Here is a 22,331-nt window from a genome sequence, read left to right as displayed (position 1 = left end):
CCGTTCCTCTTTATGGTTGCCGTCATGGAACAGGACCCGAACCCCTCCAGCACCACCGCGACGATCGCCGACCCGGCCACCGACCGGGCCGTCCGTCGCGCCCTCGCCGAGCACGGTCGACTGACGGTCGACGCGTGGGACGTCGCGTCGATCGCCGACCTCTACGCCCTCGGCCTGACCTCGCACGCCACCGTCAACGTGATGCTCGCGGTGGAGTCGGACCTCGACGTCGAGTTCCCCGACTCCGTGCTGAACCGGTCGACCTTCGCGAGCGTCGAGTCGATCACCGCCGCCGCGGAGCTCGCGTCGTGACCCTGGTCCTGCCCGCGCCGTCGGTCGTCGACCGCTTCGCGGAGCGTGCGAGCGCGGTGGCCGAGGTCGCCGCGCAGTTCGCCGACGAGGTCGACCGCGACGCCCGACCCCCGCGCGAGGCCATCGCCGCGATGCGGGAGTACGGCCTGCTCGCGGCAGCGGTGCCGACCGAGCACGGCGGTGAGGGTGCCTCCGTGGCCGAACTCTCCGCGATCGCGACCGAACTCGGCCGGGCCTGTGCCGCGACCGGCATGGTGTTCGCGATGCACCAGGGCCAGGTCATGGCGCTCTGGAGGCACGGCGGCGACGGCGCCGGCGTGCTCGAGACGATCGAGGCCGTCCGTGGTGGTGCGCTCGTCGCGTCGGCCACGACCGAGCGGGGCGTCGGCGGCGACGCCCGTCGGTCCACGTGTTCCATCGAGCCGACCGACGACGGCCGGATCCGCCTGCGCAAGGACGCGCCGGTGATCTCGTACGCCACCGAGGCCGACGCGGTGTTCGTCACCGCCCGACGCGACCCGGACGCTCCGGCGTCGGACCAGCGACTGCTCATCTGCCGCACCGACACGATGGTCCTGTCGCAGACGTCCACCTGGGACACCATGGGGCTCCGCGGCACGTGCAGCAACGGGTGGATCCTCGACACCGAGACGACGATCGACCGGGTGTTCCGCGACGACTACGCCACGATCTCCGCCCAGACCGTCCTGCCGGTGTCGCACGTGCTCTGGGCGTCGGTCTGGCTCGGCATCGCGGTCTCGTCGGCCGAACGTGCCCGCAGTGCCGTCCGGAAGCAGGCCCGCGCCGTCGTCGGGACGACCCCGCCCGGTGCCCTCCGGCTCGCCGAGCTCCTGGTCGACCTGCAGGCCCTCGCCGACTCGGTGCGCCACGCCGCCGAACGGTTCGATGCCGCCGCCGACGACCCGGAGGTGCTCGCCTCGAGCGCCTACGCCCTCGCAGCGAACGCCCTGAAGATCGGTGCGTCCGAGCGCGTCACCGACATCGTCACGAAGGCACTGCGCATCGTCGGGATCGCGGGCTACGCCGCCTCGGGTCCACTGAGCATCGCCCGGCACCTCCGAGACGCCCACGGGGCCGCCGTCATGGTGAGCAACGACCGGCTCCTCAAGAACGACGCCGACCTGGCCATGATGACGGGAGTGATCCTGTGACCAGCACGGACACCACCACGCACAGCACCGACACCACCACCGCCGACGCCGCCGCGTCGCTCGACGCCGCCCGCGCCGCCCTCCGCGCCCGCCTGCTGACCGACGGCGTCCTCCTCGACCTCGGCACGCCCGGCCTCTACGGCCGCACCGGGGTCTTCGAGCGCGTGTACGCCGCGGTCGACGCCGCCGCGGTCCGCAGCCAGCAGCGTCTCGGCGCCGAGGTCCTGCGCTTCCCGCCGGTCGAGCCGCTCGCGTCGTTCGAGCGCACCGACTACATCGCGTCGTTCCCGGACCTCGCCGCGTCGATCTCCGGGTTCACCGGCGACGACCGCACCCACCGCGCACTGCTCGCCGCCCGCGAGCGCGGTGAGCGTTGGGAGGGGTTCCTCGAGCCGGCCGACCTCATGCTCACCCCCGCGGTCTGCCACCCGGTCTACGGCCTGATCGGCGACACCGTGCCCCAGCAGGGCCGGTTCTTCGACGTCCTCGGCGACTCCTTCCGCCGGGAGCCCTCGCTCGACCCGATGCGCCTGCAGGCCTTCCACATGCACGAGTTCGTGCACGTCGGCACCCCCGCGTCCGCAGCGGCCCACCGTGACGGCAGCATCCCGGTGATGCGCGCGCTGCTCGAGTCGTTCGGGCTCGAGATCGACGTCGTCCCCGCCAACGACCCCTTCTTCGGCCGCGTCGGGCAGATGCTCGCCCGCAACCAGGTCGAGCAGGCGCTCAAGTTCGAGTTCGTGACGAAGGTCTACGGACCCGACCACGACGCCACCGCGATCAGCTCCGCGAACCTGCACGAGGACCACTTCGGCACCTCGTTCGGCCTCCGCACCGAGGACGGACAGGTCGCGCACAGCGCCTGCATCGCGTTCGGCCTGGAGCGCATCACCATCGCCCTGTTCGCCGCCCACGGCACGGACCTCGCCGCCTGGCCGGCGTCCGCCCGCGCCGCCCTCGCCCTGTGACCACGCTGCACGGCTGGTCCGGATCGCCGGCGATCCGCGCCGCAGCCCAGCTCCCCGCCGCCGCGCGCGCGGGCGTCGTGATCTGCCCGCCGCTCGGGCAGGAGGGCGTCATCGCGTACCGCACGCTCCGTCTGCTGGCCGACCGCCTGGAGGCCCGTGGCATCGCCTCGGTGCGGTACGACCCGTCCGGACGTGGTGACGGCGGACCCGACACCACGCCCGACGCGCAGGTCCGGTCCGCGCGCCACGCCGCCGCCGTGCTCCGCACGACGGGGGTGCAGCACGTCGCCTTCGTCGGGCTGGCATCGGCCGCCCTCGTCGCGGCGAACGCGGCCGCGGACACCGACGGCCTCGTCGTCTGGGACGCCCCGGCATCGGGCAAGGGGTGGCTCCGTCGGCAGCGCGCCCTCGCGACCATCACGATCGGTGCCGACCGTGTGGTCGACGGCGTCGAGAGCCTGATCGGGTTCGACGTCGAGTCCGACGAGGCAGCCGCGCTCTCGGACCTCGCCTTCGCCCCGCGCACCGGGCCCACCGTCGCGCTCGTCCGTCCGGGTGCCCGGCCGCCGAAGCCCCTCGGTGGCGTCGACGTGACCGAGGTCGCCGGCAGCGCCGAGCTCCTCGACGGCACGAGCATCCACGCCCGCATCCCCGGGGCCGCCGTGGACACCGTCGTCGCCTGGCTCGACGGATGGGCCCCCGAGTCGGCGGTGCCCCTCCGCACGCCCGTCCTCGACGAGGTCCTCGACGTCGACGGCCGTGTGTCGGAGCGGATCGTCCACCTCGGCGACCGGGGTCTGTTCGGGATCGAGACCGTCTCGTCCGCCCAGCACCACGACGCCCCCGTCGTCGTGCTCCACAGCGGCGGCGCCGAGCACCGCGTGGGTGCCACCGACTACCAGGTCGAACTCGCCCGGGCCCTCGCCCGCGACGGCGCCCGGGTCGTCCGGGTCGACCGCCGTGCCACCGGCGAGAGCACCGGCGTGCACGAGGACGAGCGGAGCTTCCTGTTCGCGCAGGAGTGGGTGGAGGACCAGTCCGCCGTCGTCGCCGCCCTCGCCACGCCCTCGGACCGGCTCGTGCTCGTCGGCATGTGCGCCGGCGCCTGGGTCGCGGGCCGCGCCGTCGAGGAAGCGCCTCGCCTGGTCGTCGAGATCAGCCCGAACGACTACCGTCGCGTGCCGGCCGAGCCCGGCTCGTACGCCGACGGGGTCCGGGCGATCGACGCCCCGTCGCCCGCCCGGATGTGGGTGCGCGAGCGGTACAACCGGTTCGTGCCGAAGGCCGTCCGCGACCGGATCGCCCGTCGCGACCGGATGGGTGGGGTCGTCGGCCACGTCCGCCCGCTCGTCGAGCACGGCACCGACGTCGTCGTGATCGTCGCCCCGGAGGACGCCGCGCTGTTCGACCGGCTCGGTGGGCAGAAGGCCGTCCGGCGCTGGCCCGGTGACGACCGTCGCGGCTCGGTGTCCGTCGTCCGCGTCGAGGACGGCGACCACTCGCTGTTCTCCCCGGCGATGCGCGAGGCCGTCGTCGCCGAGGTGCGCTCCCGCGTCGCCGCGACGTTCCCCGTCCACACCTGACGCGGCCCGACCGGCTCAGTGGAGCCCGAGCTCCCGCCGGACCGCGTCGGGACGCTCGACGTGGGCGAAGTGTCCGCAGTCGTCGAGCAGCACCGTCCGGACCTGCGGCACGATCTCCCGCAGGGCCTGCAGGTCCGAGACACGGGCGAACACGTCGTCGCGCCCGGCGATCGCGGTCACGGGGCAGGCGATCGCGCGCCACCGGTCGACGTCGTACGCCGCCGCGGACCGTGCCGCCTCGGTGAACTGCTGCGGCCGGAGCTCCTCGACGAAGGCCTCCAGCACGCTCGGGTCCAGGCGCCGCACGTGCGTGAACACCGGCGCGGCGACGAGCGGCAACAGGCCGATCCGCGCGATCCCCCGGAGCAGTGGCCGAGCGGCGCCACCGGTCACCGTGAGGCCGGCACGCAGGAGGGTGAACGCCGGCAGCGTGCGGATCGCGCGGACGGGGTGCCGAGCCGCACCGGCCGTCGCGACCGTGGTGCCGGACACCAGGGCGAGCGAGCGCACCCGCTCGGGTGCCACCACCGCCAGGTGCAACCCGACGAACGCGCCCATCGAGTGCCCGACCACGTCGACCGCGCCGACGCCCAGCGCGCCGAGGACCGCCGACACGGCACCCGTGACGGCGTCGAGCCCGAGCGGACCGTCCGGCGCCGGCGAGGACCCCCAGCCGGGCAGGTCGACGAGCACCAGCCCGCGGTCCCCGATCCCGTCCGCGGCGCGCAGCAACGGCGTCCACGTCGACCAGGAGCCGGCGACGCCGTGCAGCAGCAGGAGCGGGTCCGGCCCGGCACGGTGGTGCACCACGACGGGCCCGGTGGGGGCATCCACGACCGTCCGGCTCAGCCGCCAGGCACCGGGCGTGACGCGCACCGGGTACGGGGCGTACGCAGCAGCGGCGACCCCGCGACCACGCGGGTCGGTGTCGGTGGCGTGCACCGGGCCTCCTGTCCGGACGTCGACGCGGACGCGTCCGTCAGGAGGGATTCGGAACGCTAGCCGACGGGGACGGGTGCCGGGCAGGCGGCGAGCCGGTCGAGGGCCGCCCTGTACTCGGCGACGTCGCGCTGCAGTCCGGGCTCGGTGATGATCGAGGCCTTGATGCGGCCCTGAACGTCGATGACGAAGGTCGCGCGCGTGGCGAAGCCCTTCTGCTCGAGGAACACGCCGTACTCCTTCGAGACCGCGCCGTGCGGCCAGAAGTCGGCGAGCAGCTCGAAATCGTAGCCGTTCGTCTCGGCGAACGACCGGAGCGTCGCCTTCGAGTCGACCGAGATGCCGAGGAGCTCGATGCGCTGGTCCTGGAACATCGTGATGTTGTCCTGCAGGGTGCAGAGCTCGTTCGTGCACCCGGACGAGAACGCCAGCGGGAAGAAGACGAGTGCGACCGGGCGGTTGCCGCGGAAGTCGCTGAGTCGGACGTGCTCACCGAACTGGTTCGGGAGCTCGAAGTCCGGCGCGAGTGAGCCGATCTCCAGTGCCATCGCTACGTGTGCTTCTTCCTCGGGCGTGGGGTGTGCCCGTCGGGTCCGTGCGCCGCGGATCGCGTGTGCACGATCGGCCATGCTACGCCGACGACACGCGAATGCAAGCACCCGTCCACCTGCACGTCACCATCAGCATCAGCGTCGGTCCTGGGGCCTAGAGTGGACGGGGCCCCAGCCGGTCGCGACCCGACCACCGGAGCCACCATGTCCACCACCACGAGAACGAACGAGGTCAAGGGTGACGGTGAACGACCAGGACCCGTACAGCACCGGGGCGAACGACCAGGATCCGCAGGAGACCGCCGAATGGCGTGAGTCCCTCGACGGGCTGGTCCAGACCCACGGACACCAGCGCGGTCGCGAGATCATGCTGAGCCTGCTCAAGCGGTCCAAGGAACTGCACCTCGGTGTGCCGATGGTCCCGACGACGGACTACGTGAACACCATCGCGCCGGAGAACGAGCCGGAGTTCCCCGGCGACGAAGAGCTGGAGCGCCGGTACCGCCGCTGGATCCGCTGGAACGCGGCCATCACGGTGCACCGCGCACAGCGTCCGGGCATCGCGGTCGGCGGGCACATCTCGACGTACGCGTCGAGCGCCGCGATGTACGAGGTCGGCTACAACCACTTCTTCCGCGCGCAGGACCACCCCTCCGGTGGCGACCAGGTGTTCTTCCAGGGCCACGCCTCCCCCGGCATGTACGCCCGCGCGTACATGGAAGGGCGCCTCTCCGAGGACCAGCTCGACGGGTTCCGGCAGGAGAAGTCGCACGCCGGCGGCGGCCTGTCCTCGTACCCGCACCCGCGCCTCATGCCGCACTTCTGGCAGTTCCCGACCGTGTCGATGGGCATCGGCCCGATCAACGCGATCTACCAGGCGCAGCAGGCCAAGTACCTCTCGAACCGCGGCATCAAGGACGCCATGGACCAGCAGGTCTGGGCGTTCCTGGGCGACGGCGAGATGGACGAGGTCGAGTCCCGCGGGCAGCTCCAGGTCGCAGCGAACGACGGCCTCGACAACCTGAACTTCGTCATCAACTGCAACCTGCAGCGACTCGACGGTCCGGTCCGTGGCAACGGCAAGATCATCCAGGAACTCGAGGCGTTCTTCCGCGGTGCGGGCTGGAACGTCATCAAGGTCGTCTGGGGCCGCGAGTGGGACGACCTGCTCGCCCGTGACACCGAGGGCGCGCTCCTCAACCTGATGAACCAGACGCCGGACGGCGACTACCAGACGTACAAGGCCGAGAACGGTGCCTACGTGCGCGAGAACTTCTTCGGGCGCGACCCGAAGGCGCTCGAGCTCGTCGAGGACTACACCGACGACCAGATCTGGAACCTCAAGCGCGGTGGCCACGACTACCGCAAGGTCTACGCCGCGTTCAAGGCCGCGACCGAGCACAAGGGCCAGCCGACCGTCATCCTGGCCAAGACGGTCAAGGGCTACGGCCTCGGCCCGAGCTTCGAGGGCCGCAACGCGACCCACCAGATGAAGAAGCTCACGCTCGACAACCTCAAGCAGTTCCGCGACGAGATGCGCATCCCGATCTCCGACGCGCAGCTGGAAGAGAACCCGTACACGCCGCCGTACTACCACCCGGGGAACGACGACGAGGCGATCCAGTACATGCACGAGCGTCGTCGCGCGCTCGGTGGCTACGTGCCGGAACGCCGCACGAAGTACACGCAGTTCACGCTGCCGGACGACTCGAAGTACCAGGTCGTCAAGAAGGGCTCCGGCAAGCAGGAGGTCGCCACCACCATGGCGTTCGCGCGCCTGCTGAAGGACCTGCTGCGATCGCCCGACTTCGGTGACCGCGTGGTCCCGATCATCCCGGACGAGGCACGCACGTTCGGCATGGACGCCTACTTCCCGTCGGCGAAGATCTACAACCCGAACGGCCAGCACTACACGTCGGTCGACCGCGAGCTCCTGTTGGCCTACAAGGAGAGCCCGCAGGGCCAGATCATCCACGTCGGCATCAACGAGGCGGGCGCCCTCGCGGCGTTCACCGCGGTCGGTACCTCGTACTCGACGCAGGGCGAGCCGCTCATCCCGGTCTACGTCTTCTACTCGATGTTCGGGTTCCAGCGCACCGGCGACGCCATCTGGGCCGCCGGCGACCAGATGACCCGTGGCTTCATGATCGGCGCGACGGCCGGCCGCACCACGCTGACGGGCGAGGGCCTGCAGCACGCGGACGGCCACTCGCCGCTCCTCGCCACGACGAACCCGGCGGTCGTCTCGTACGACCCGGCGTACGGCTACGAGATCGGCCACATCGTGCAGGCCGGCCTCGACCGCATGTACGGCACGAACGAGGACGGCTCGCCGAAGCACGCCGACCCGAACGTCATGTACTACCTGACGGTCTACAACGAGCCGCTGGTCCAGCCGGCCGAGCCCGAGGGCGTCGACGTCGAGGGCATCCTCAAGGGCATGTACCTGCTCAAGCCGAGCGAGCACGACGGCCCGAAGGCCCAGCTGCTCGCGTCCGGTGTCGCCGTGCCGTGGATCCTCGAGGCGCAGCAGCTCCTCGCCGAGGACTGGGGCGTGTCGGCCGACGTGTGGAGCGTCACGAGCTGGGGTGAGCTGTACCGCGACGGTGTGGCCGCCGAGCAGCAGGCGTTCCTCAACCCGAACGAGCAGGCCCGCACGCCGTTCGTCACCGAGCGTCTGCTCGGTACCGAGGGACCGGTCGTCGCCGTGAGCGACTTCATGCACCTGGTGCAGGAGCAGATCCGCCCGTTCGTGCCGACCGACTACGCCACGCTCGGCGCCGACGGCTTCGGCTTCTCGGACACCCGTCCGGCCGCTCGCCGCTTCTTCCACATCGACGGCCCCTCGGTCGTCGTGCGGACGCTGCAGCAGCTCGCCCGCCAGGGCAAGGTCGACGGGGCGCTCGTCCAGCAGGCGATCGACAAGTACCGCCTGCACGACGTGACCGCCGGCACCACCGGCAGCGCGGGCGGCGAGAGCTGATCAACCCGTGACGACGGTCCGCCCGGACCACGAGAGCCAGGAGAGCGCGCGCGAGCGTGCGCTCTCCTGGCTCCGTCAGGTGTCCGGAGAACTCTCCACCGCCACGATCAAGCGGCTCGAGGACACGCTCCCCTGGTACAGCGAGATGCCGCCGGGGCGCCGCTCCGCCGTGGGCCTCGTCGCCCAGGCCGGCATCACCTCGTTCATCAGCTGGCTCGAGGGCACCGCGTCGACGCCGTGGATCGCCGCGGCCGACGTCTTCGGGTCCGCACCGCGGGAACTCCTGCGCTCGGTGAGCCTGCAGCAGACCCTGCAGCTCATCCGCGTCGTGGTGACCGTGGTCGAGGAACGCGCCGCCGACGACGAGATGCTGCAGGAGGCGATCCTCAAGTACTCCCGCGACATCGCGTTCGCCGCGGCCGACGTCTACGCCCGTGCGGCCGAGGCCCGCGGCCTGTGGGACGCCCGGCTCGAAGCGCTCGTGGTCGACTCGATCCTCTCCGGCGAGTACGACGACGAACTGCCCTCCCGCATCGCCGCCCTCGGGTGGCACGGCCACGGCGAGGTCGCGGTGCTCGTCGGCACCGCACCGAAGCAGCTCGAGGTCGACCAGGTCCGGCGCACCGCTCGGCACATGGACGCCGACGTGCTCGTCGGGGTCCAGGGGTCGCGGCTCGTCGTGGTGATCGGCCGCTCCACCCCTCGCGACGACGTCCCCGAGGGCGAGGAGCCCGTCTCCTTCACGACCATCGCGCAGGCCCTCGAACCGCTGTTCGGTGACGGGCACCTGGTGCTCGGCAACGAGGTCCCCGGGGTGGTCGACGCGTCGACCAGCGCGAAGGCGGCCCTCGCCGGGTTCGCCGTCGCGCGTGCCTGGCGCGGCGTGCCCCGTCCGGCCCTGGCCGACGACCTGCTGCCCGAACGTGCGCTGGCGGGCGACCCGCTCGCCCGGTCGGCCCTGGTGCAGCGCATCTACGTCCCACTCAAGGACCAGTCGACCGAGCTCCTGCAGACGCTGTGGTGCTACCTGGACACCGGCCGCTCGCTCGAGGCGACGGCGCGCGAGCTCTTCGTGCACCCGAACACCGTGCGCTACCGCCTGCGCCGGGTCGCCGACATCATCGGCTGGGACGCCACGCACGCCCGCGACGCCCTGATCGTGCAGTCGGCGCTCATCCTCGGCGCGATGTCCGAGTCCGCGACCGGACGCCGCCGCACCACCCCACGGCGGTAGCGCGCCCCGCGGCAGAACGCCGGCCAGCAGAACACGCCAGACGGTAGAGAACCGACAATGTCCCGCGGGGATTCGTGTGGGAAGTCCACACGGGCCCCGCGGGACGAGAACGCGAGGATTGTCCGGTGATCGTCGTCGTCGCGCCCGGACAGGGCTCCCAGACCCCCGGCTTCCTCGCCCCCTGGCTCGAGGACGCCACCGTTCGTGAACGAGTCGGGCAGTGGTCGGAGTCGATCGGCGTCGACCTCGCCGAGCACGGCACGAACTCCGACGCGGACACCATCAAGGACACCGCACTCGCACAGCCCCTCATCGTCGCCGCCGGCCTGGTGACCGCGGACGCGCTGCTCGCCGATGGCCGTCGCGCCCTGGTGGGCGGGGTCGCCGGACACTCGGTGGGCGAGTTCACCGCCGCCGCGGTCGCCGGGATCCTCGAGCCGACCGACGCCGTCGCACTGGTCGCCGAGCGTGGCCGGGCAATGGCCGACTCCGCAGCGCTCGAGCCGACCTCGATGGCCGCCGTGCTCGGTGGTGACGCCGACGCCGTGACCGCAGCCCTCGCCGAGCACGGTCTGGTGCCCGCGAACCACAACGGTGGCGGCCAGACCGTCGTCGCCGGTGCAGCCGACGCCATCGCCGCCCTCGCCGCCGACCCGCCCGCGAAGGCCCGCGTCATCCCGCTCGCCGTGGCCGGCGCCTTCCACACCCGCTACATGGCGCCCGCCGTCGAGCGCGTCGCCCCGGTCGCGGCTGCCGCCACCGTGCAGGACCCGACCCTGCCGATCTGGACCAACGCCGACGGCGCCCGGGTCGACGACGGTCGCCGCTTCGTCGACCTGATGGTCCAGCAGATCGCGAACCCCGTGCACTGGGACGCGGTCATGGAGTCCTTCTCCGCCGCCGGCGTGACCGGCATCATCGAGCTCGCACCCGCCGGTGCCCTCGTCGGCCTGGCGAAGCGCGGCCTCCGCGGCACGCCGACCGTCGCCATCAAGACCCCCGACGACCTGCCTGCAGCGATCGACCTGCTGCAGCGCGCGGGCCAGGAAGCAGACGCAACCGCATGACCGACCCGACCACCCCGACGGACGCCCCCACGGGCCTCCCGACCGGATCCGCGCGCCCGCTGCTCCAGCAGCGCCGTGGCCACGACTTCACCCGGATCCTGGCGTTCGGCGCCGCCCGCGGCGAGAACGTCGTGCCGAACGACGACCTCGTCGGCCCGATCGACTCGTCCGACGAGTGGATCCGCCAGCGCACCGGCATCATCACCCGCAAGCGCGCCGGCAAGGACGTCGAGGCGGTCGACCTCGCCGAGGCGGCCGCGCGCGAGGCCATCGCGAAGGCCGGCATCGAGCCGTCCCAGATCGGCGTCGTGCTCGTGAGCACCGTCACGCACACCGTCGCGACCCCGTCGATGGCGTCGCTGCTCGCCGAGCGCATCGGTGCCACCCCGGCCGCCGCGTACGACATCAGCGCCGCCTGTGCCGGGTACGCCTACGGCATCGCCCAGGCGGACTCGTTCATCAAGTCCGGACTCGCCGACCACGTCCTGGTCGTCGGGGCCGAGAAGCTCAGCGACGTCGTCGACCCGACCGACCGCTCGATCTCGTTCCTGCTCGGGGACGGTGCCGGCGCCGCGGTGATCGGCCCGAGCGACTTCCCGGGCATCGCCCCCACCATCTGGGGCTCCGACGGCTCGAAGTGGGACGCCATCGGCATGACCGCGACCTACAACGAGTGGGAGGCCGGGGCACCCCGTCCCACGATGCGCCAAGCCGGGCAGACGGTGTTCCGCTGGGCCGTCTGGGAGATGGTCAAGGTCGCGCGCCAGGCGCTCGAGACCGCCGGGGTCCGCCCCGAAGACCTCGCCGCGTTCGTGCCGCACCAGGCGAACATCCGGATCATCGACGAGTTCGCGAAGCAGCTCGGCCTGCCCGAGACGGTGACGATCGCCCGCGACATCACCACCACCGGCAACACCTCCGCCGCGAGCATCCCGCTCGCCACGCACCGCCTGCTCGAGGAGCACCCGGACCTGTCGGGCGGCCTCGCCCTGCAGATCGGCTTCGGCGCCGGACTCGTGTTCGGCGCGCAGGTGGTCGTCCTCCCCTGATCCCCTCCCGGTCGCACCACCACGCGGCCGGACCCATCCCGACGAGCCTCCGCGCACCCGGACCCCGCGTGCCCTAGGCTGGTCAACGGTCAAACGACACCCCCCTTCAAGGAGAACACTCATGGCCCTGTCCAACGAAGAAGTCCTCGCCGGCCTGGCCGAGCTGATCAACGACGAGACCGGTATCGCCACCGACACCGTCGCCGCCGACAAGTCCTTCACGGACGACCTCGACATCGACTCCATCTCGATGATGACCATCGTGGTCAACGCCGAGGAGAAGTTCGACGTGAAGATCCCGGACGAAGAGGTCAAGAACCTCAAGACCGTGGGCAACGCGGTCGACTACATCGTCAAGGCCCAGGCCTGACACGAGCTTCCTGAGCGCCGCGGCCCGCGGACCCCTGTGGGCCGCGGCGCTCATCTTGTTCACCCCAACGAAAGAACACGTCGTTCCATGACCAAGAAGACCGTCGTCGTCACCGGGATCGGTGCGATCTCACCCCTCGCCGCGACCGCCCCGGACACCTGGGACGCGCTGCTCGCCGGCAAGTCCGGCATCACCCGCATCGAGGACCCCCGCTACGCCGAGCTCGAACTCCCCGTGGAGTTCGCCGGCCAGGCGCGGCGGTTCCTCACCGACCAGCTCACCCGCCCGGAGTCGAAGCGGCTCGACCCCTCGTCGCAGCTGTCGCTCGTCGCGGCACGCGAGGCCTGGGCCGACGCCGGCATCGACGACGAGTCGGTCGTCCCCGAGCGCCTGATCGTCGACTGGGCGACCGGCATCGGCGGTGTGAACACGCTGCTCGACGCCTGGGACACCCTGCGCGAGAAGGGTCCGCGTCGCGTCCTGCCGATGACGGTCCCGATGCTCATGGCGAACGGCCCGGCCGCCGCCATCGAGATGGAGTTCGGCGCCCGTGGTGGTGCCCGCACCTACCTGTCCGCCTGCGCGTCCTCGACCGAGTCGCTGGCCGAGGCGTACCGGCACATCGCCGACGGCGACGCCGACATCGTCATCACCGGTGGCGCCGAGGCAGCGCTGCACCCGCTCCCGCTGGCCGCGTTCGCCGCGATGCAGGCCCTGTCGCGCCGCAACGACTCCCCCGAGACCGCGTCGCGTCCGTACGACGTCACGCGTGACGGCTTCGTGCTCGGTGACGGCGCAGCGGCGCTCATCCTCGAGTCGAAGGAGCACGCGGAAGCCCGCGGCGCGACCATCTACGCCGAGGTCGCCGGTGCCGGCATCACCTCCGATGCCTTCCACATCACCGCGCCGGACCCCGAGGGCAGCGCCGCCGCCCGTGCCGTTCTGCAGGCACTCGAGCACGCCGACGCCAGCCGCGAGGACGTCGTGCACGTGAACGCCCACGCCACCTCGACCCCGGTCGGTGACGTCGCCGAGTACCACGCGATGCGTCGCGTCTTCGGCGACCACCTGGACGACGTCGTGGTGTCCGCGACCAAGGCCTCGACGGGACACCTGCTCGGTGGTGCGGGTGCGATCGAGGCGGTCTTCACCGTCCTCGCGCTGCACAACCGCGTCGCCCCGCCGACGATCAACCTGCACGACCAGGACCCGGAGATCGTCATGGACGTGGCCCGCGAGCCGCGTGCGCTGCCCGAGGGCGACCTGCTCGCGGTCAGCAACTCGTTCGGCTTCGGCGGCCACAACGCCGTGGTCGCGTTCCGCAGCGTCTGATCCGTCCGTCCCCGGGGCACGTCCGCCCCGGCCTGGAGGCCCGTCCCGCGTCGTCGGGGCGGGCTTCCGTCGTTCCGGTGCCCGGTCCGGCGGTCGGGTCAGCCGACGCGGTGCAGCCAGACGACCGGGTTGCCCTCGGCCGCGTGGCGGAAGGGCTCGAGCTCGTCGTCCCAGGCCTGCCCGAGGGCGAGTCGGAGCTCACGGTGCAGCTCGAGGGCGTTGCTGCCCGCGACCTCCATCGCGTAGCGCACCCGGTCCTCGGGGATGACCATGTTGCCCGTGACGTCGGTCTGCGCGTAGAACACGCCGAGGTCGGGCGTGTGCATCCAACGGCCGCCGTCCGAGGCACTCGTCGGCTCCTCGGTGACCTCGTACCGCAGGTGTTCCCACCCGCGCAGGGCCGACGCGATCGCGGCACCGGCACCCACGGCACCGGTCCACGTGTACTCGGTCCGGCGCGCACCGTCCTGTGCGGGCTGGTCGAGCCACGAGAAGTTCACGGCGCGGTTCATCGCGCGACCTGCTGCCCATTCGACGTGCGGGCAGAGCGCGCGGGGTGAGGAGTGCACGTAGAGCACTCCTGTCGTCGTTCCGTTCACGGTTCCTCCGATACGTCAGGTGCGACTTCCCCATCGACCTGGTGCGGAGGATCCTGACCCGAGGGGCCACGGAACCATCGGTATGCGATTGTGATGTCCCGACGGGACACGCCCATTATGCAGCGCTGCGGCTGGGAACGGCAAGGACCCGACCCCGATCAGTGCAGGACGGCACCGTTCGCGTCGATCGGGTGTCGCTCCCCCGCCGTGATCCGCACCGGGACGCGGTTGTCCTCCGGTGGGATCGGGCACGCGTACTGGTACGAGAACGCGCACGGCGGCAGGACCAGGCGATTCCAGTCGAGCTCGACCGTGGCCTCGGCACCCGGGTCGTCGAGGTACAGGAACCGACCCATCGAGTAGGTGCTGCCCGGGTCGTCCTCGGCCAGGGCACTCGTGGCGTCCTGCACGATGAGCTGCAGCCGCGGGGCTCCGCGGTGGGCGGCCGACCGGACGGCGACGAACCGCACCGTGGCACCACCCACGACGGTCTCGACGTGTCCGGCGACCGGCAGGGCGTCGCCGGCGGCGTCGCGGACGCTGCCACGGGCCTCCAGGGCGTCTGCCGCCAGCGGGACGTACGTGCCGGACGTCACCCAGTCGCCGGACCACGCGAAGCGGGCGATCTGCGCGAAGCGGGCGACCGCCTCGGACGACGGGTCCCAGACGCGCAGGGTGTCGCCGCTGACGGTGCCGGCGAGGCCGTCCGGCAGCGCGACGGTCGACGGCACGACGGCGGTGTCCCCGGCCACCAGGACCGTACCGTCGACCGGGACGCCGTCGACGACGACGCCGTCGGATGCCTCGGCCGTCACGGTGAGTCCGCCGACGGCCGGTGCCCACGTGCCGGGGACCGGCCAGACCGGCTGCGGGTGGTCGACGTGCTGGGCGTTCACCAGGGCGAGTGGCCCACGCGCACTGCGCGCCCAGCGGTCACGGTCGTGGGCGTGCTCGGTGAAGGCGGCGACGGCCGTGTCGTCGGGTGCGCCGGTGCCGCTCGTCACGCCTGCTCCTGGCGGGGGTAGATGACCTTCTGCACGATGATGATGACGGACGCTGCGACGGGCAGCGCCACGAGCGCGCCGAGCACCCCGCCGATCGTGCCGCCCGCGACCGCCGCGATGACCACGAGCGCGCCGGGTACCTGGACCGCGCGCGACATGATCCGCGGGGAGATCAGGTAGGCCTCGACCTGCATGTAGACCAGGTAGTAGATCGCGGCGGCGAGGGCGGTCGCCGGCGATGCGAAGAAGCAGAGCAGCGAGATCACGATCGCGGCGGCGAGCGTGCCGACGAGCGGGATGAGTGAGCCGAGGAACGCGAACGACGCGAGCAGCACCGGCAGCGGCGCCCCGATGATGAGCAGGAAGACGAAGCTCAGGATGCCGTTGATGAGCGCCTGCGACACCTGCCCGACGACGTACCGGCCGACGGCCTGCGTGATCTGCTCGCTCACGTCGATGAAGTTCTGGCGGCGCGACGCCGGCACGAACCGGTACGTCGCACGCTTCATGCCCCGCATCGACGCGAGGAAGTAGAGCATCAGGATGATGACGATGAGCGCCCCGGTGACGCCGGACAGGATGCCGCTGCCGACCGCCAGGATCCCGCCGCCGACGCTGAGCAGGTTGCCCGGCTTCTCGACGAACGACTGCAGCGACTGCAGGGCGTGGTCGATGTCGAACGACCCGGCGAACTGCTTCGACAGGTCCTGCACCCACTGCTGCTGCGAGATGTCCTGCACGATGTCGGGGAAGTTCTGGATCAGGTTCGACGCCTGCTCCACCAGGATCGGCACCACGGCGAACACGATGCCGGCGAAGGCCCCGAGCACCGCGACCACGACGATCGTGATGGCGGACCAGCGCGGGATGATCCGCTCCAGGAACGACACGAGGGGGTCGATCCCGAGCGCCAGGAACAGTGCGACACCGATGTAGACCAGCACCGTGCTGAGCTCGTTGATGATCGCACCGGCGAGCAGCGCGACGAGCACCCCGATGGCACCCATGAACCCGAGGCGGAAGGCGTTGACGCGCACGCCGGTTCCGCCACGGGTCACCTCGAAGGTGACGTTCGGTGTCGGTGCGTGGTCGTCCTGCGACGTGTCGCGCTTCCTTGGCATGTGCACGTAGGGCGGGCGGGACTCGAACCCGCGGATCGTTCGGTTATGAGCCGACTGCCTTGACCAGCTTGGCTACCGCCCCTCGCCGGAGACCCTCAGGCCACCGGCTCACCACGATACAGCGACTCGAACGTCGACAGCGTGCGGTTGATGTCGTGTGCCTCGATCATGGCCAGACTGCGCTCCCGCATCGCCACGTACGCCGACTCGGGCGCGGTGAGCACCGCCGTGAGCTTCGCCGCCAGGTCGGCCACGTCGCCCGGCGCGAACAGGTGCCCGTTGCCGTCGATCAGGTGCGGCAGCGCCATCGAGTCGGCGGCGACGACGGGCAGCCCCGAGGCCATCCCCTCGAGCGACGAGATGCTCTGCAGTTCCGCCGTGGACGGCATCGCGAACACCGTCGCGTTGGTCAGGGCCTCCTGCTTGCGCTCGTCGGAGACGAAGCCCAGGAACCGCACGCGGTCCTCGAGCCCGAGCTCCTTCGCCAAGGCGGTGAGCTTCGGGATCATTTCGCCGTCGCCGACGATGGTCAGTGTCGCGGACAGCTCGGCGGGCAGCAGCGCCACCGCACGGACCAGCACGTCGAGGTTCTTCTCGGGGGCCACACGACCCACGAAGACGATGTCGTTGTTGACCGGGCGTCCCTCGCGTGCCACGTACCGGGACGCGTCGATGCCGCACGAGATCGCCAGGACCTGCTGGCCGGCGATGGCCTTCCGCAGGTAGTCGGCGGCCAGGTTCGTCGGCGTCGTGATGGTGTCGGCCAGCCGGTAGGTCTTGGCGGCGTCGCTCCACGCGATCTTCAGCGCGAGGGGCAGCGTCCACTTGCCGAACGGGGTGTACTCGAGCAGGTTCTCCGGCATGAAGTGGTTCGTCGCGATGACCCGGATGCCGCGGTCGTTCGCCTCGTGCACGATGCCGCGGCCAATGACCACGTGCGACTGGATGTGCAGCACGTCGGGCTTGACGGCGTCGAGGATCGGGCCGGTCCACTTCCGGACGCTCCACGGCCACACGAAGCGCAGCCACGGGTGCAGCGGCCACTTGTACGACTTCAGGCGGTGCACGACGAGCGTGACGCCGTGGTGCTCCTCGTCGAACGTGCCGTAGTGACGGCTCGAGGCCGGGGCCACGACGTGCACCTCGTGCCCACGCTCGGCCAGGCCGACGGCGAGCTGCTCGGCGAAGGTGGCGGCGCCGTTGACGTCGGGGGCGAAGGTGTCCGCTGCGATCAGCACGCGCAACGGTCGGTGACCGCCCGTCGCTTCCGTCGGTCCGGCGGTGGCGGTGGTGGCGTCTCCTGACACGGCTGAGTTCGTCCTCTCGTGGGCGATGGCTGGTCGGCAGTGACGCTATCGCACCAGGATCGACGGTCGCGTCAGCCGCGCGGATGAGGGCGGCGACCACCGGGGAGGCGGCGAGTACAGCGCGCGGTGCGCGGCGACCGACATCAGGCCCGGGTCTGCGGGTGGTGCTTGGCGAGCAGGAACACCCCGGTGATCGCGATGCCCGCGGCCACCACGAAGCCCGCGACCGCGAACCACGGCGCCCCCGAGGCCTCGTCGAGCACGATGACGCCGATGCCGACCGCGACGATCGGATCGATCACCGTCAGCCCCGCGATCACGAGGTCGGCCGAACCGCTCGAGTACGCGTTCTGCACGAAGTACCCGCCGAGCGACGCCGCCACGACCACCCCGACGATGGCGAGCACGGTGAGCCAGTCGAAGGTGCCGTTCACGAACCGGTTCAGCACGACCTTGGCCAGCGTCGCCACGAACCCGTAGAGCACCCCCGCCCCGACGATGTAGTAGAGCGCACTGCGGTGCTTGGCCACCAGACGGAACGACACCAGCACGAGCACCAGCACGACGGCGAGGATCACCAGCACGGTGACGAGCTGCTGCCGGGTGATCGCGCTCTCGTGCCCGACGAACGCCGCGATCCCGACGAAGATGCCGACGCCGATGATGCACGTCCACACCGCCCGCCGCGCACGACGCCCCAGCGGCACACCGGACGACCGCGACGAGAACCACGTCGTGATGACCAGCGCGACGGCACCCAGCGGCTGCACGACGATCAGGGGCGCGAACGTGATGCTGACGAGCTGGAGCACCACCGCGATGCCGAGCATGAGCGTGCCGAGCACCCAGTAGCCACTCGAGACGAGCCCGACCACGTGCCGGACACTCAGCCCCTTCGACTGCCGACCGAGACGCGCCTCGACCCGCTGCACCCCGCGGCTCTGGAACTGCGCCCCGAGCGACAGGAACACCGCACCGATCAGCGCCACCGGGATCATCAGCGCCTGGAACGGCGTGAGGTTGCTCACGGCGTCGGGCAGCTGGAGGTCCGTCGTCACGCGTCGAGGCTACCGTCCCCCGCCGGATAACCTGGGTGAATGGCCGTTCTCCCGATCCGCATCACCGGCGAACCCGTCCTGCACGAGCGTGCAGCCGAGGTCACCGCGTTCGATGACGACCTCCGCACCCTCGTCGCCGACATGCTCGAGACCATGGACCTGGCACCGGGCGTCGGCCTGGCCGGACCGCAGGTGGGCGTCGGCAAGCGCCTGTTCGTGTACTCGTACACCGACGACGACGACGTCCTGCACCGGGGCGCCGCCGTGAACCCCGTCCTGTGGATCACGCCCCCGGTCCCCGAGTCCGTCGAGGAGCTCGACGAGGACGAGGAGTCCGAGGGCTGCCTGTCGATCCCGGGCGAGCGGTTCCCGCTCCGCCGCTCCGAGGGCGCCCTGCTGCGGGCCTTCGACGAGCACGGCACCCCGTTCGAGGTCGAGGCGCACGGTTGGCTGGCCCGCATCTTCCAGCACGAGTACGACCACCTGGACGGCTGGCTCTACGCCGACCGCCTGGTGCACCCCTACGGCAAGCAGGTCGCCAAGGCGATCCGCAAGAGCAGCTGGGGCGGCCCCGGCCAGTCCTGGTTGCCGGGTCGCGACCACCCCGAGGGCTGACGCCCGTCGGGGTCGCACCCTGTGCCGTCCGGCCCGTCACTGCTCCGGCGGGCGGCCTGGAGGCCCGGATCAGCCCCGGTAGGCAGCCAGGGCGTCCCGCAGGCGGTCGGTCTCCGGGTGTCCGGGGCAGTACCGCAGGAGCCCGGCGGCCACGTGCGCACCGTGCGCGTCGGCGACCGCCGACGTCCACGGCGCCGAGCCGCGGACCGCGCACGCGCTCGCGAGCTCGACCAGGGTCGCGTCACCGCGCGCCGCCGCCACCGCGGCCCGCTGCTGGCTCGACGGCACCGACCCCGTCAGGCGCTTCGCCGAGCAGTCGGAGCGCTCGGCTTCCCACACCGCCGAGTAGGTCGTGAAGGTCTCGCTGTCCGAATCGTCGCCGTCGCAGACGAAGGCGAAGACCACCGGCGACGCGCCCGAGCCCAGGCCGGTGTCCGAGCTCGTCGGACCCTCGGACGCATCGGTGTCCGGGCCGACACTGCTGCAGCCGGAGAGCACCGCCGTCACGGCGACGACGACGCCCAGGAGCGTGAGTCGAGGCGAATGGGAACGGTGCACCTGTGAACGCTAACAGCATCGACCGGGTGGCAGCCGCACGATCGAGATCGGTCAGCCGGTGGGGCCGCTGACCGTGATGGTCGCCCGCTGGTCGAGCCGACCCTCGCGCGCGTCGGTGCTCATCCGGCACCGGACCTCGGTCACGCCGACCTTCGCGTGGAGCAGACGGTCGACGCAGCTGCGTGAGGTCACACCGCGCGGCAGGTGCAGGTCGACGCGCACGGCGATCCGCTCGCCGTCGGGACTGCGCAGCCGACGGTCGGCGAGTTCCATCGGTGTGCCGCGGACCGTCAGCCCCTCGATCTTCGCGCTGGTCAGGTCGACGCCGTCCAGGCGCGCGTTGCTGATGTCGGCACCGACGAGGTTCGCACCGGAGAGGTCCGTCTGCCGCAGGTCCGCCCCCGTGAGGTCGGCGCTGTACAGGTCGACCCCGTGCAGGTCCGCCCCACGCAGGTCGGCGTCCCGCAGGTCCGCACCGAACAGGACGGCTTGGCGCAGGTCGGCCACGCGCAGGTCGGCGCCGTGCAGGTCGGCCAGGCGGAGGTCCTGGGTGGCGAGGTCGACGCCGCCGAGGTCCTGTCCAGCGCACGCCGTCACGGAGCCCGGCTGCGGGGCGATGCGCACCGTGCAGGACCCGACCTGGCGTTCGCCGGCGCTCGTGCCCCCGGTGCGGGCGAACGCCGCGACGCCGATGACCACGAAGAACAGGACCGTGAGCGCCACGACGATGACGGTGCGGGTGCGCGGTGCCGCGGTCATGAGCGGACCCCGGTCAGCCAGTGCGGCAGGACGTCCTGCGCCCAACCGGAGTACCAGGCCGGCGAGGAGGCGTAGGGGAAGAAGGCGCTGATCGGGTTGTACAACGCGAACAACGCGACGCCGACGACGACCACGACGGTCCACGCGGCCGTCGCGGCGTGCCCCTGCAGTCGGCGGAGCCACGCGGTCAGGCCGAGCAGGACCACCGCGACGATCATCGGCAGGACCGGGAGCAGGTACCGGCCCGAGAACGCGAACTCCTGACGGAGGTTCACGGTCGTCGCGGCGTTGAAGCAGAGGACCGCCACCGTGTAGGCGACCGGGACGACCGCCAGCCACCACGTCGCAGCCGAACGCAGCACCCGACGCAGCTGGGTGGCTGCGATGACGGTTGCGGCGAGCACCGCGGTCGCTCCGAAGGCCACGACGCCGAGGTTCGGCCGCCACGGCAGGGTCGGACCCCAGAAGAAGAAGAGGGACCGGAAGTAGGTGGTGGTCCACGTCCACAGGAACGCGAGCGGGCGGAACGGTTCGAGGGTCCCGGCGGCGACGGCCAGGTCGTGGGAGCGTGTCGCGTTGTAGTTGCGGCGGAAGATGTCGAAGTTCATGCACGCAGCTCGGCTGTGGATCTCGGCGCAGTCGGGGTTGAGGGCACGGTAGACGAGCAGGTTCACGCCGAAACGCTCGAGGACCAGCGCGAGCAACACGCCACCGATCACCACCAGCAGGACGGACCGCCCCGGGCGCTCCCGGAAGCCCGCCACGGCTCGCCGCACCGGGTGCCGGAGCCACGAGAACCCGTCGACGCGGTACCGGAACAGGATCGCGAAGAACGCCCCGGCGAGGACGAGTGGCGCCTGCGAGTACTTGAGCATCAGGGCGAGCATCGCGGTGACGACCAGCCACGCGAGCGCGCGGAGACCACCGCCGCGTGCCACCTTGACCGCGACGGCGGCGAACAGGAAGAACGCCGCCATCGACGGCGCGTCGTAGCTGATCGTCGCGGCCTGCCAGACGTACCGACCGGTGAAGGCCGTCGCGACGATCGCGAGCAGGCCGATCGCCGTCGGGACACCGGCGTTCCGGAACAACACACGCAGGGCGCACAGACCGGCGCCGGCCGCCAGGACGTCGATCCCCCGCAGGACCATCACGGTCCGCTCCTGGTCCAGCCCGACCGCCAGGGCCGCCCTCGCCGGGAAAGACATCACGTAGTAGTAGAGGTACGCCGGGAACCGCGTGACCTCGCCGAGCCGGAGCGTCGACGTCGCGGCGTCGTGCACGAACGGCCCGGCCGTCCAGGGCCGTTCCGCGTAGAACAGGATGTTGCCGATGTGCCGGACCTCGTCCGGGGCGGCCGACGCCGGCACGTGGATGGTCACGGCGAACAGGAAGCCCATCAGCAGGAAGGCGACGAGCACGACGACGAACGCCGTCCGGGACGCCAGCACCTGGTTCGCCCGACCGAGGATCCGCTCTGCCCGACCGCCGACCGTCGGCCCGGTGACGGACTCGGTGGTCAACGACATCGAACAGTGGCCTTCCGTGGATCTGGGTGCGCTGGCCCAGGCTAGCAGCGGGCCACGCTGAACCCGACGAAGGCGCCGGACCGTCGGGAACGCAAAAAGTCCCCACCCCGGAGGGATGAGGACCTGTCGCTCCCCGAGTTGGACTCGAACCAACAACCTGCCGGTTAACAGCCGGCTGCTCTGCCAATTGAGCTATCGAGGATCACTGTCCGCTGGCGAAT

The 22,331-nt window shown here is 71.4% G+C and carries 21 protein-coding genes and 2 tRNA genes; 11 read left to right on the top strand and 12 right to left on the bottom strand.

From position 1 onward, the window contains the following. Nucleotides 1-24 precede the first annotated feature (24 nt). From Q9R26_RS14610 to Q9R26_RS14595, 4 genes are read left to right on the top strand one after another with little or no spacing between them, the layout of a single operon-like run. Entirely contained in the window at nt 25-312 is a 288-nt protein-coding gene (locus Q9R26_RS14610; RefSeq protein WP_051596691.1) for an acyl carrier protein, read from the top strand. Then, nucleotides 309-1,484, top strand: coding sequence for an acyl-CoA dehydrogenase family protein (locus tag Q9R26_RS14605; protein WP_182066065.1), 1,176 nt, complete (start codon nt 309-311; stop codon nt 1,482-1,484). The genes Q9R26_RS14610 and Q9R26_RS14605 overlap by 4 nt, the downstream gene beginning before the upstream one ends. Continuing rightward, nucleotides 1,481-2,452: an amino acid--[acyl-carrier-protein] ligase gene (locus Q9R26_RS14600; RefSeq protein ID WP_182066066.1), complete on the top strand. Its 972-nt coding sequence runs from the start codon at nt 1,481-1,483 to the stop codon at nt 2,450-2,452. The genes Q9R26_RS14605 and Q9R26_RS14600 overlap by 4 nt, the downstream gene beginning before the upstream one ends. Then, nucleotides 2,449-4,035, top strand: a complete 1,587-nt coding sequence (locus Q9R26_RS14595; protein ID WP_311227662.1) for an alpha/beta fold hydrolase — start codon at nt 2,449-2,451, stop codon at nt 4,033-4,035. Before Q9R26_RS14600 ends, Q9R26_RS14595 begins: the two co-directional genes overlap by 4 nt. 15 nt (nt 4,036-4,050) lie before the next feature. Here Q9R26_RS14595 and Q9R26_RS14590 read toward each other — a convergent pair whose 3' ends face one another. Then, on the bottom strand, nt 4,051-4,977 hold the full coding sequence (locus Q9R26_RS14590) for an alpha/beta hydrolase (RefSeq protein ID WP_311227661.1): 927 nt from the start codon (nt 4,975-4,977) through the stop codon (nt 4,051-4,053). Between the two features lie 56 nt (nt 4,978-5,033). Further along, the gene (locus Q9R26_RS14585) at nt 5,034-5,522 is read right to left on the bottom strand and encodes a peroxiredoxin (protein WP_311227744.1); all 489 of its coding nucleotides are present in this window, start codon (nt 5,520-5,522) and stop codon (nt 5,034-5,036) included. A 241-nt stretch (nt 5,523-5,763) separates the two neighbouring features. On the opposite strand from Q9R26_RS14585, the gene aceE reads away from it, so the two are divergent. The 6 genes from aceE (at nt 5,764) to Q9R26_RS14555 (ending at nt 13,560) form a co-directional block, all read left to right on the top strand. Continuing rightward, nucleotides 5,764-8,508 (top strand): pyruvate dehydrogenase (acetyl-transferring), homodimeric type, encoded by a 2,745-nt coding sequence (aceE, locus tag Q9R26_RS14580; protein WP_311227660.1) that lies wholly within the window; start codon nt 5,764-5,766, stop codon nt 8,506-8,508. A gap of 7 nt (nt 8,509-8,515) precedes the next feature. Beyond that, nucleotides 8,516-9,742 carry a CdaR family transcriptional regulator gene (locus tag Q9R26_RS14575; protein WP_209134662.1) on the top strand — a complete coding sequence of 409 codons (1,227 nt, stop codon included), beginning with the start codon at nt 8,516-8,518 and terminating at the stop codon, nt 9,740-9,742. 125 nt (nt 9,743-9,867) lie between these two features. Beyond that, complete coding sequence (locus Q9R26_RS14570; protein WP_311227659.1) at nt 9,868-10,809, top strand: ACP S-malonyltransferase; 942 nt, start codon at nt 9,868-9,870, stop codon at nt 10,807-10,809. Next, entirely contained in the window at nt 10,806-11,858 is a 1,053-nt protein-coding gene (locus Q9R26_RS14565) for a beta-ketoacyl-ACP synthase III (RefSeq protein ID WP_262137852.1), read from the top strand. Before Q9R26_RS14570 ends, Q9R26_RS14565 begins: the two co-directional genes overlap by 4 nt. A gap of 121 nt (nt 11,859-11,979) precedes the next feature. Next, nucleotides 11,980-12,228 (top strand): acyl carrier protein, encoded by a 249-nt coding sequence (locus Q9R26_RS14560; RefSeq protein WP_017886710.1) that lies wholly within the window; start codon nt 11,980-11,982, stop codon nt 12,226-12,228. Between the two features lie 87 nt (nt 12,229-12,315). Beyond that, nucleotides 12,316-13,560: a beta-ketoacyl synthase gene (locus Q9R26_RS14555; protein ID WP_110862099.1), complete on the top strand. Its 1,245-nt coding sequence runs from the start codon at nt 12,316-12,318 to the stop codon at nt 13,558-13,560. A gap of 98 nt (nt 13,561-13,658) precedes the next feature. Here Q9R26_RS14555 and Q9R26_RS14550 read toward each other — a convergent pair whose 3' ends face one another. From Q9R26_RS14550 to Q9R26_RS14525, 6 genes are all read right to left on the bottom strand, one after another. Then, entirely contained in the window at nt 13,659-14,159 is a 501-nt protein-coding gene (locus Q9R26_RS14550) for a DUF3145 domain-containing protein (RefSeq protein ID WP_027465337.1), read from the bottom strand. Between the two features lie 158 nt (nt 14,160-14,317). Further along, nucleotides 14,318-15,163, bottom strand: coding sequence for a DUF1684 domain-containing protein (locus tag Q9R26_RS14545; RefSeq protein WP_311227658.1), 846 nt, complete (start codon nt 15,161-15,163; stop codon nt 14,318-14,320). Next, nucleotides 15,160-16,284 carry an AI-2E family transporter gene (locus Q9R26_RS14540; protein WP_182066741.1) on the bottom strand — a complete coding sequence of 375 codons (1,125 nt, stop codon included), beginning with the start codon at nt 16,282-16,284 and terminating at the stop codon, nt 15,160-15,162. Before Q9R26_RS14540 ends, Q9R26_RS14545 begins: the two co-directional genes overlap by 4 nt. Nucleotides 16,285-16,291: 7 nt before the next feature. Then, a tRNA-Ile gene (locus tag Q9R26_RS14535) sits at nt 16,292-16,366 on the bottom strand. Between the two features lie 13 nt (nt 16,367-16,379). After that, complete coding sequence (locus tag Q9R26_RS14530; RefSeq protein WP_311227657.1) at nt 16,380-17,591, bottom strand: glycosyltransferase; 1,212 nt, start codon at nt 17,589-17,591, stop codon at nt 16,380-16,382. Nucleotides 17,592-17,734: 143 nt separating this feature from the next. Continuing rightward, nucleotides 17,735-18,649: a DMT family transporter gene (locus Q9R26_RS14525; RefSeq protein WP_182066743.1), complete on the bottom strand. Its 915-nt coding sequence runs from the start codon at nt 18,647-18,649 to the stop codon at nt 17,735-17,737. A gap of 39 nt (nt 18,650-18,688) precedes the next feature. On the opposite strand from Q9R26_RS14525, the gene def reads away from it, so the two are divergent. Further along, the gene (def, locus tag Q9R26_RS14520; protein WP_071405349.1) at nt 18,689-19,264 is read left to right on the top strand and encodes a peptide deformylase; all 576 of its coding nucleotides are present in this window, start codon (nt 18,689-18,691) and stop codon (nt 19,262-19,264) included. Nucleotides 19,265-19,333: 69 nt separating this feature from the next. Here the strand turns inward: def and Q9R26_RS14515 are convergent, their stop codons facing one another. From Q9R26_RS14515 to Q9R26_RS14500, 4 genes are all read right to left on the bottom strand, one after another. Continuing rightward, entirely contained in the window at nt 19,334-19,822 is a 489-nt protein-coding gene (locus Q9R26_RS14515) for a hypothetical protein (protein WP_311227656.1), read from the bottom strand. Between the two features lie 51 nt (nt 19,823-19,873). Continuing rightward, nucleotides 19,874-20,581 (bottom strand): pentapeptide repeat-containing protein, encoded by a 708-nt coding sequence (locus Q9R26_RS14510; RefSeq protein ID WP_311227655.1) that lies wholly within the window; start codon nt 20,579-20,581, stop codon nt 19,874-19,876. Further along, on the bottom strand, nt 20,578-22,110 hold the full coding sequence (locus tag Q9R26_RS14505; protein WP_311227654.1) for a hypothetical protein: 1,533 nt from the start codon (nt 22,108-22,110) through the stop codon (nt 20,578-20,580). The genes Q9R26_RS14510 and Q9R26_RS14505 overlap by 4 nt, the downstream gene beginning before the upstream one ends. Nucleotides 22,111-22,239: 129 nt before the next feature. Beyond that, a tRNA-Asn gene (locus Q9R26_RS14500) sits at nt 22,240-22,312 on the bottom strand. Between the last annotated feature and the right edge of the window lie 19 nt (nt 22,313-22,331).

Source organism: Curtobacterium sp. BRB10 (genome assembly GCF_031844325.1).
Classification (GTDB): Bacteria; Actinomycetota; Actinomycetes; order Actinomycetales; family Microbacteriaceae; genus Curtobacterium; species Curtobacterium poinsettiae_A.
Note: the sequence above shows the minus strand (reverse complement) of the source record. Positions and strands in the feature narration are given on the sequence as shown.

Bases quoted from the DNA above. Each gene is read 5' to 3' on its own strand.
- Q9R26_RS14610 (WP_051596691.1), top strand. From the start codon at position 25: ATGGAACAGGACCCGAACCCCTCCAGCACCACCGCGACGATCGCCGAC.
- Q9R26_RS14585 (WP_311227744.1), bottom strand. From the start codon at position 5,522: ATGGCACTGGAGATCGGCTCACTCGCGCCGGACTTCGAGCTCCCGAAC.
- Q9R26_RS14565 (WP_262137852.1), top strand. From the start codon at position 10,806: ATGACCGACCCGACCACCCCGACGGACGCCCCCACGGGCCTCCCGACC.
- Q9R26_RS14560 (WP_017886710.1), top strand. From the start codon at position 11,980: ATGGCCCTGTCCAACGAAGAAGTCCTCGCCGGCCTGGCCGAGCTGATC.
- Q9R26_RS14555 (WP_110862099.1), top strand. From the start codon at position 12,316: ATGACCAAGAAGACCGTCGTCGTCACCGGGATCGGTGCGATCTCACCC.
- Q9R26_RS14540 (WP_182066741.1), bottom strand. From the start codon at position 16,284: ATGCCAAGGAAGCGCGACACGTCGCAGGACGACCACGCACCGACACCG.
- def (WP_071405349.1), top strand. From the start codon at position 18,689: ATGGCCGTTCTCCCGATCCGCATCACCGGCGAACCCGTCCTGCACGAG.
- Q9R26_RS14510 (WP_311227655.1), bottom strand. From the start codon at position 20,581: ATGACCGCGGCACCGCGCACCCGCACCGTCATCGTCGTGGCGCTCACG.
- Q9R26_RS14505 (WP_311227654.1), bottom strand. From the start codon at position 22,110: ATGTCGTTGACCACCGAGTCCGTCACCGGGCCGACGGTCGGCGGTCGG.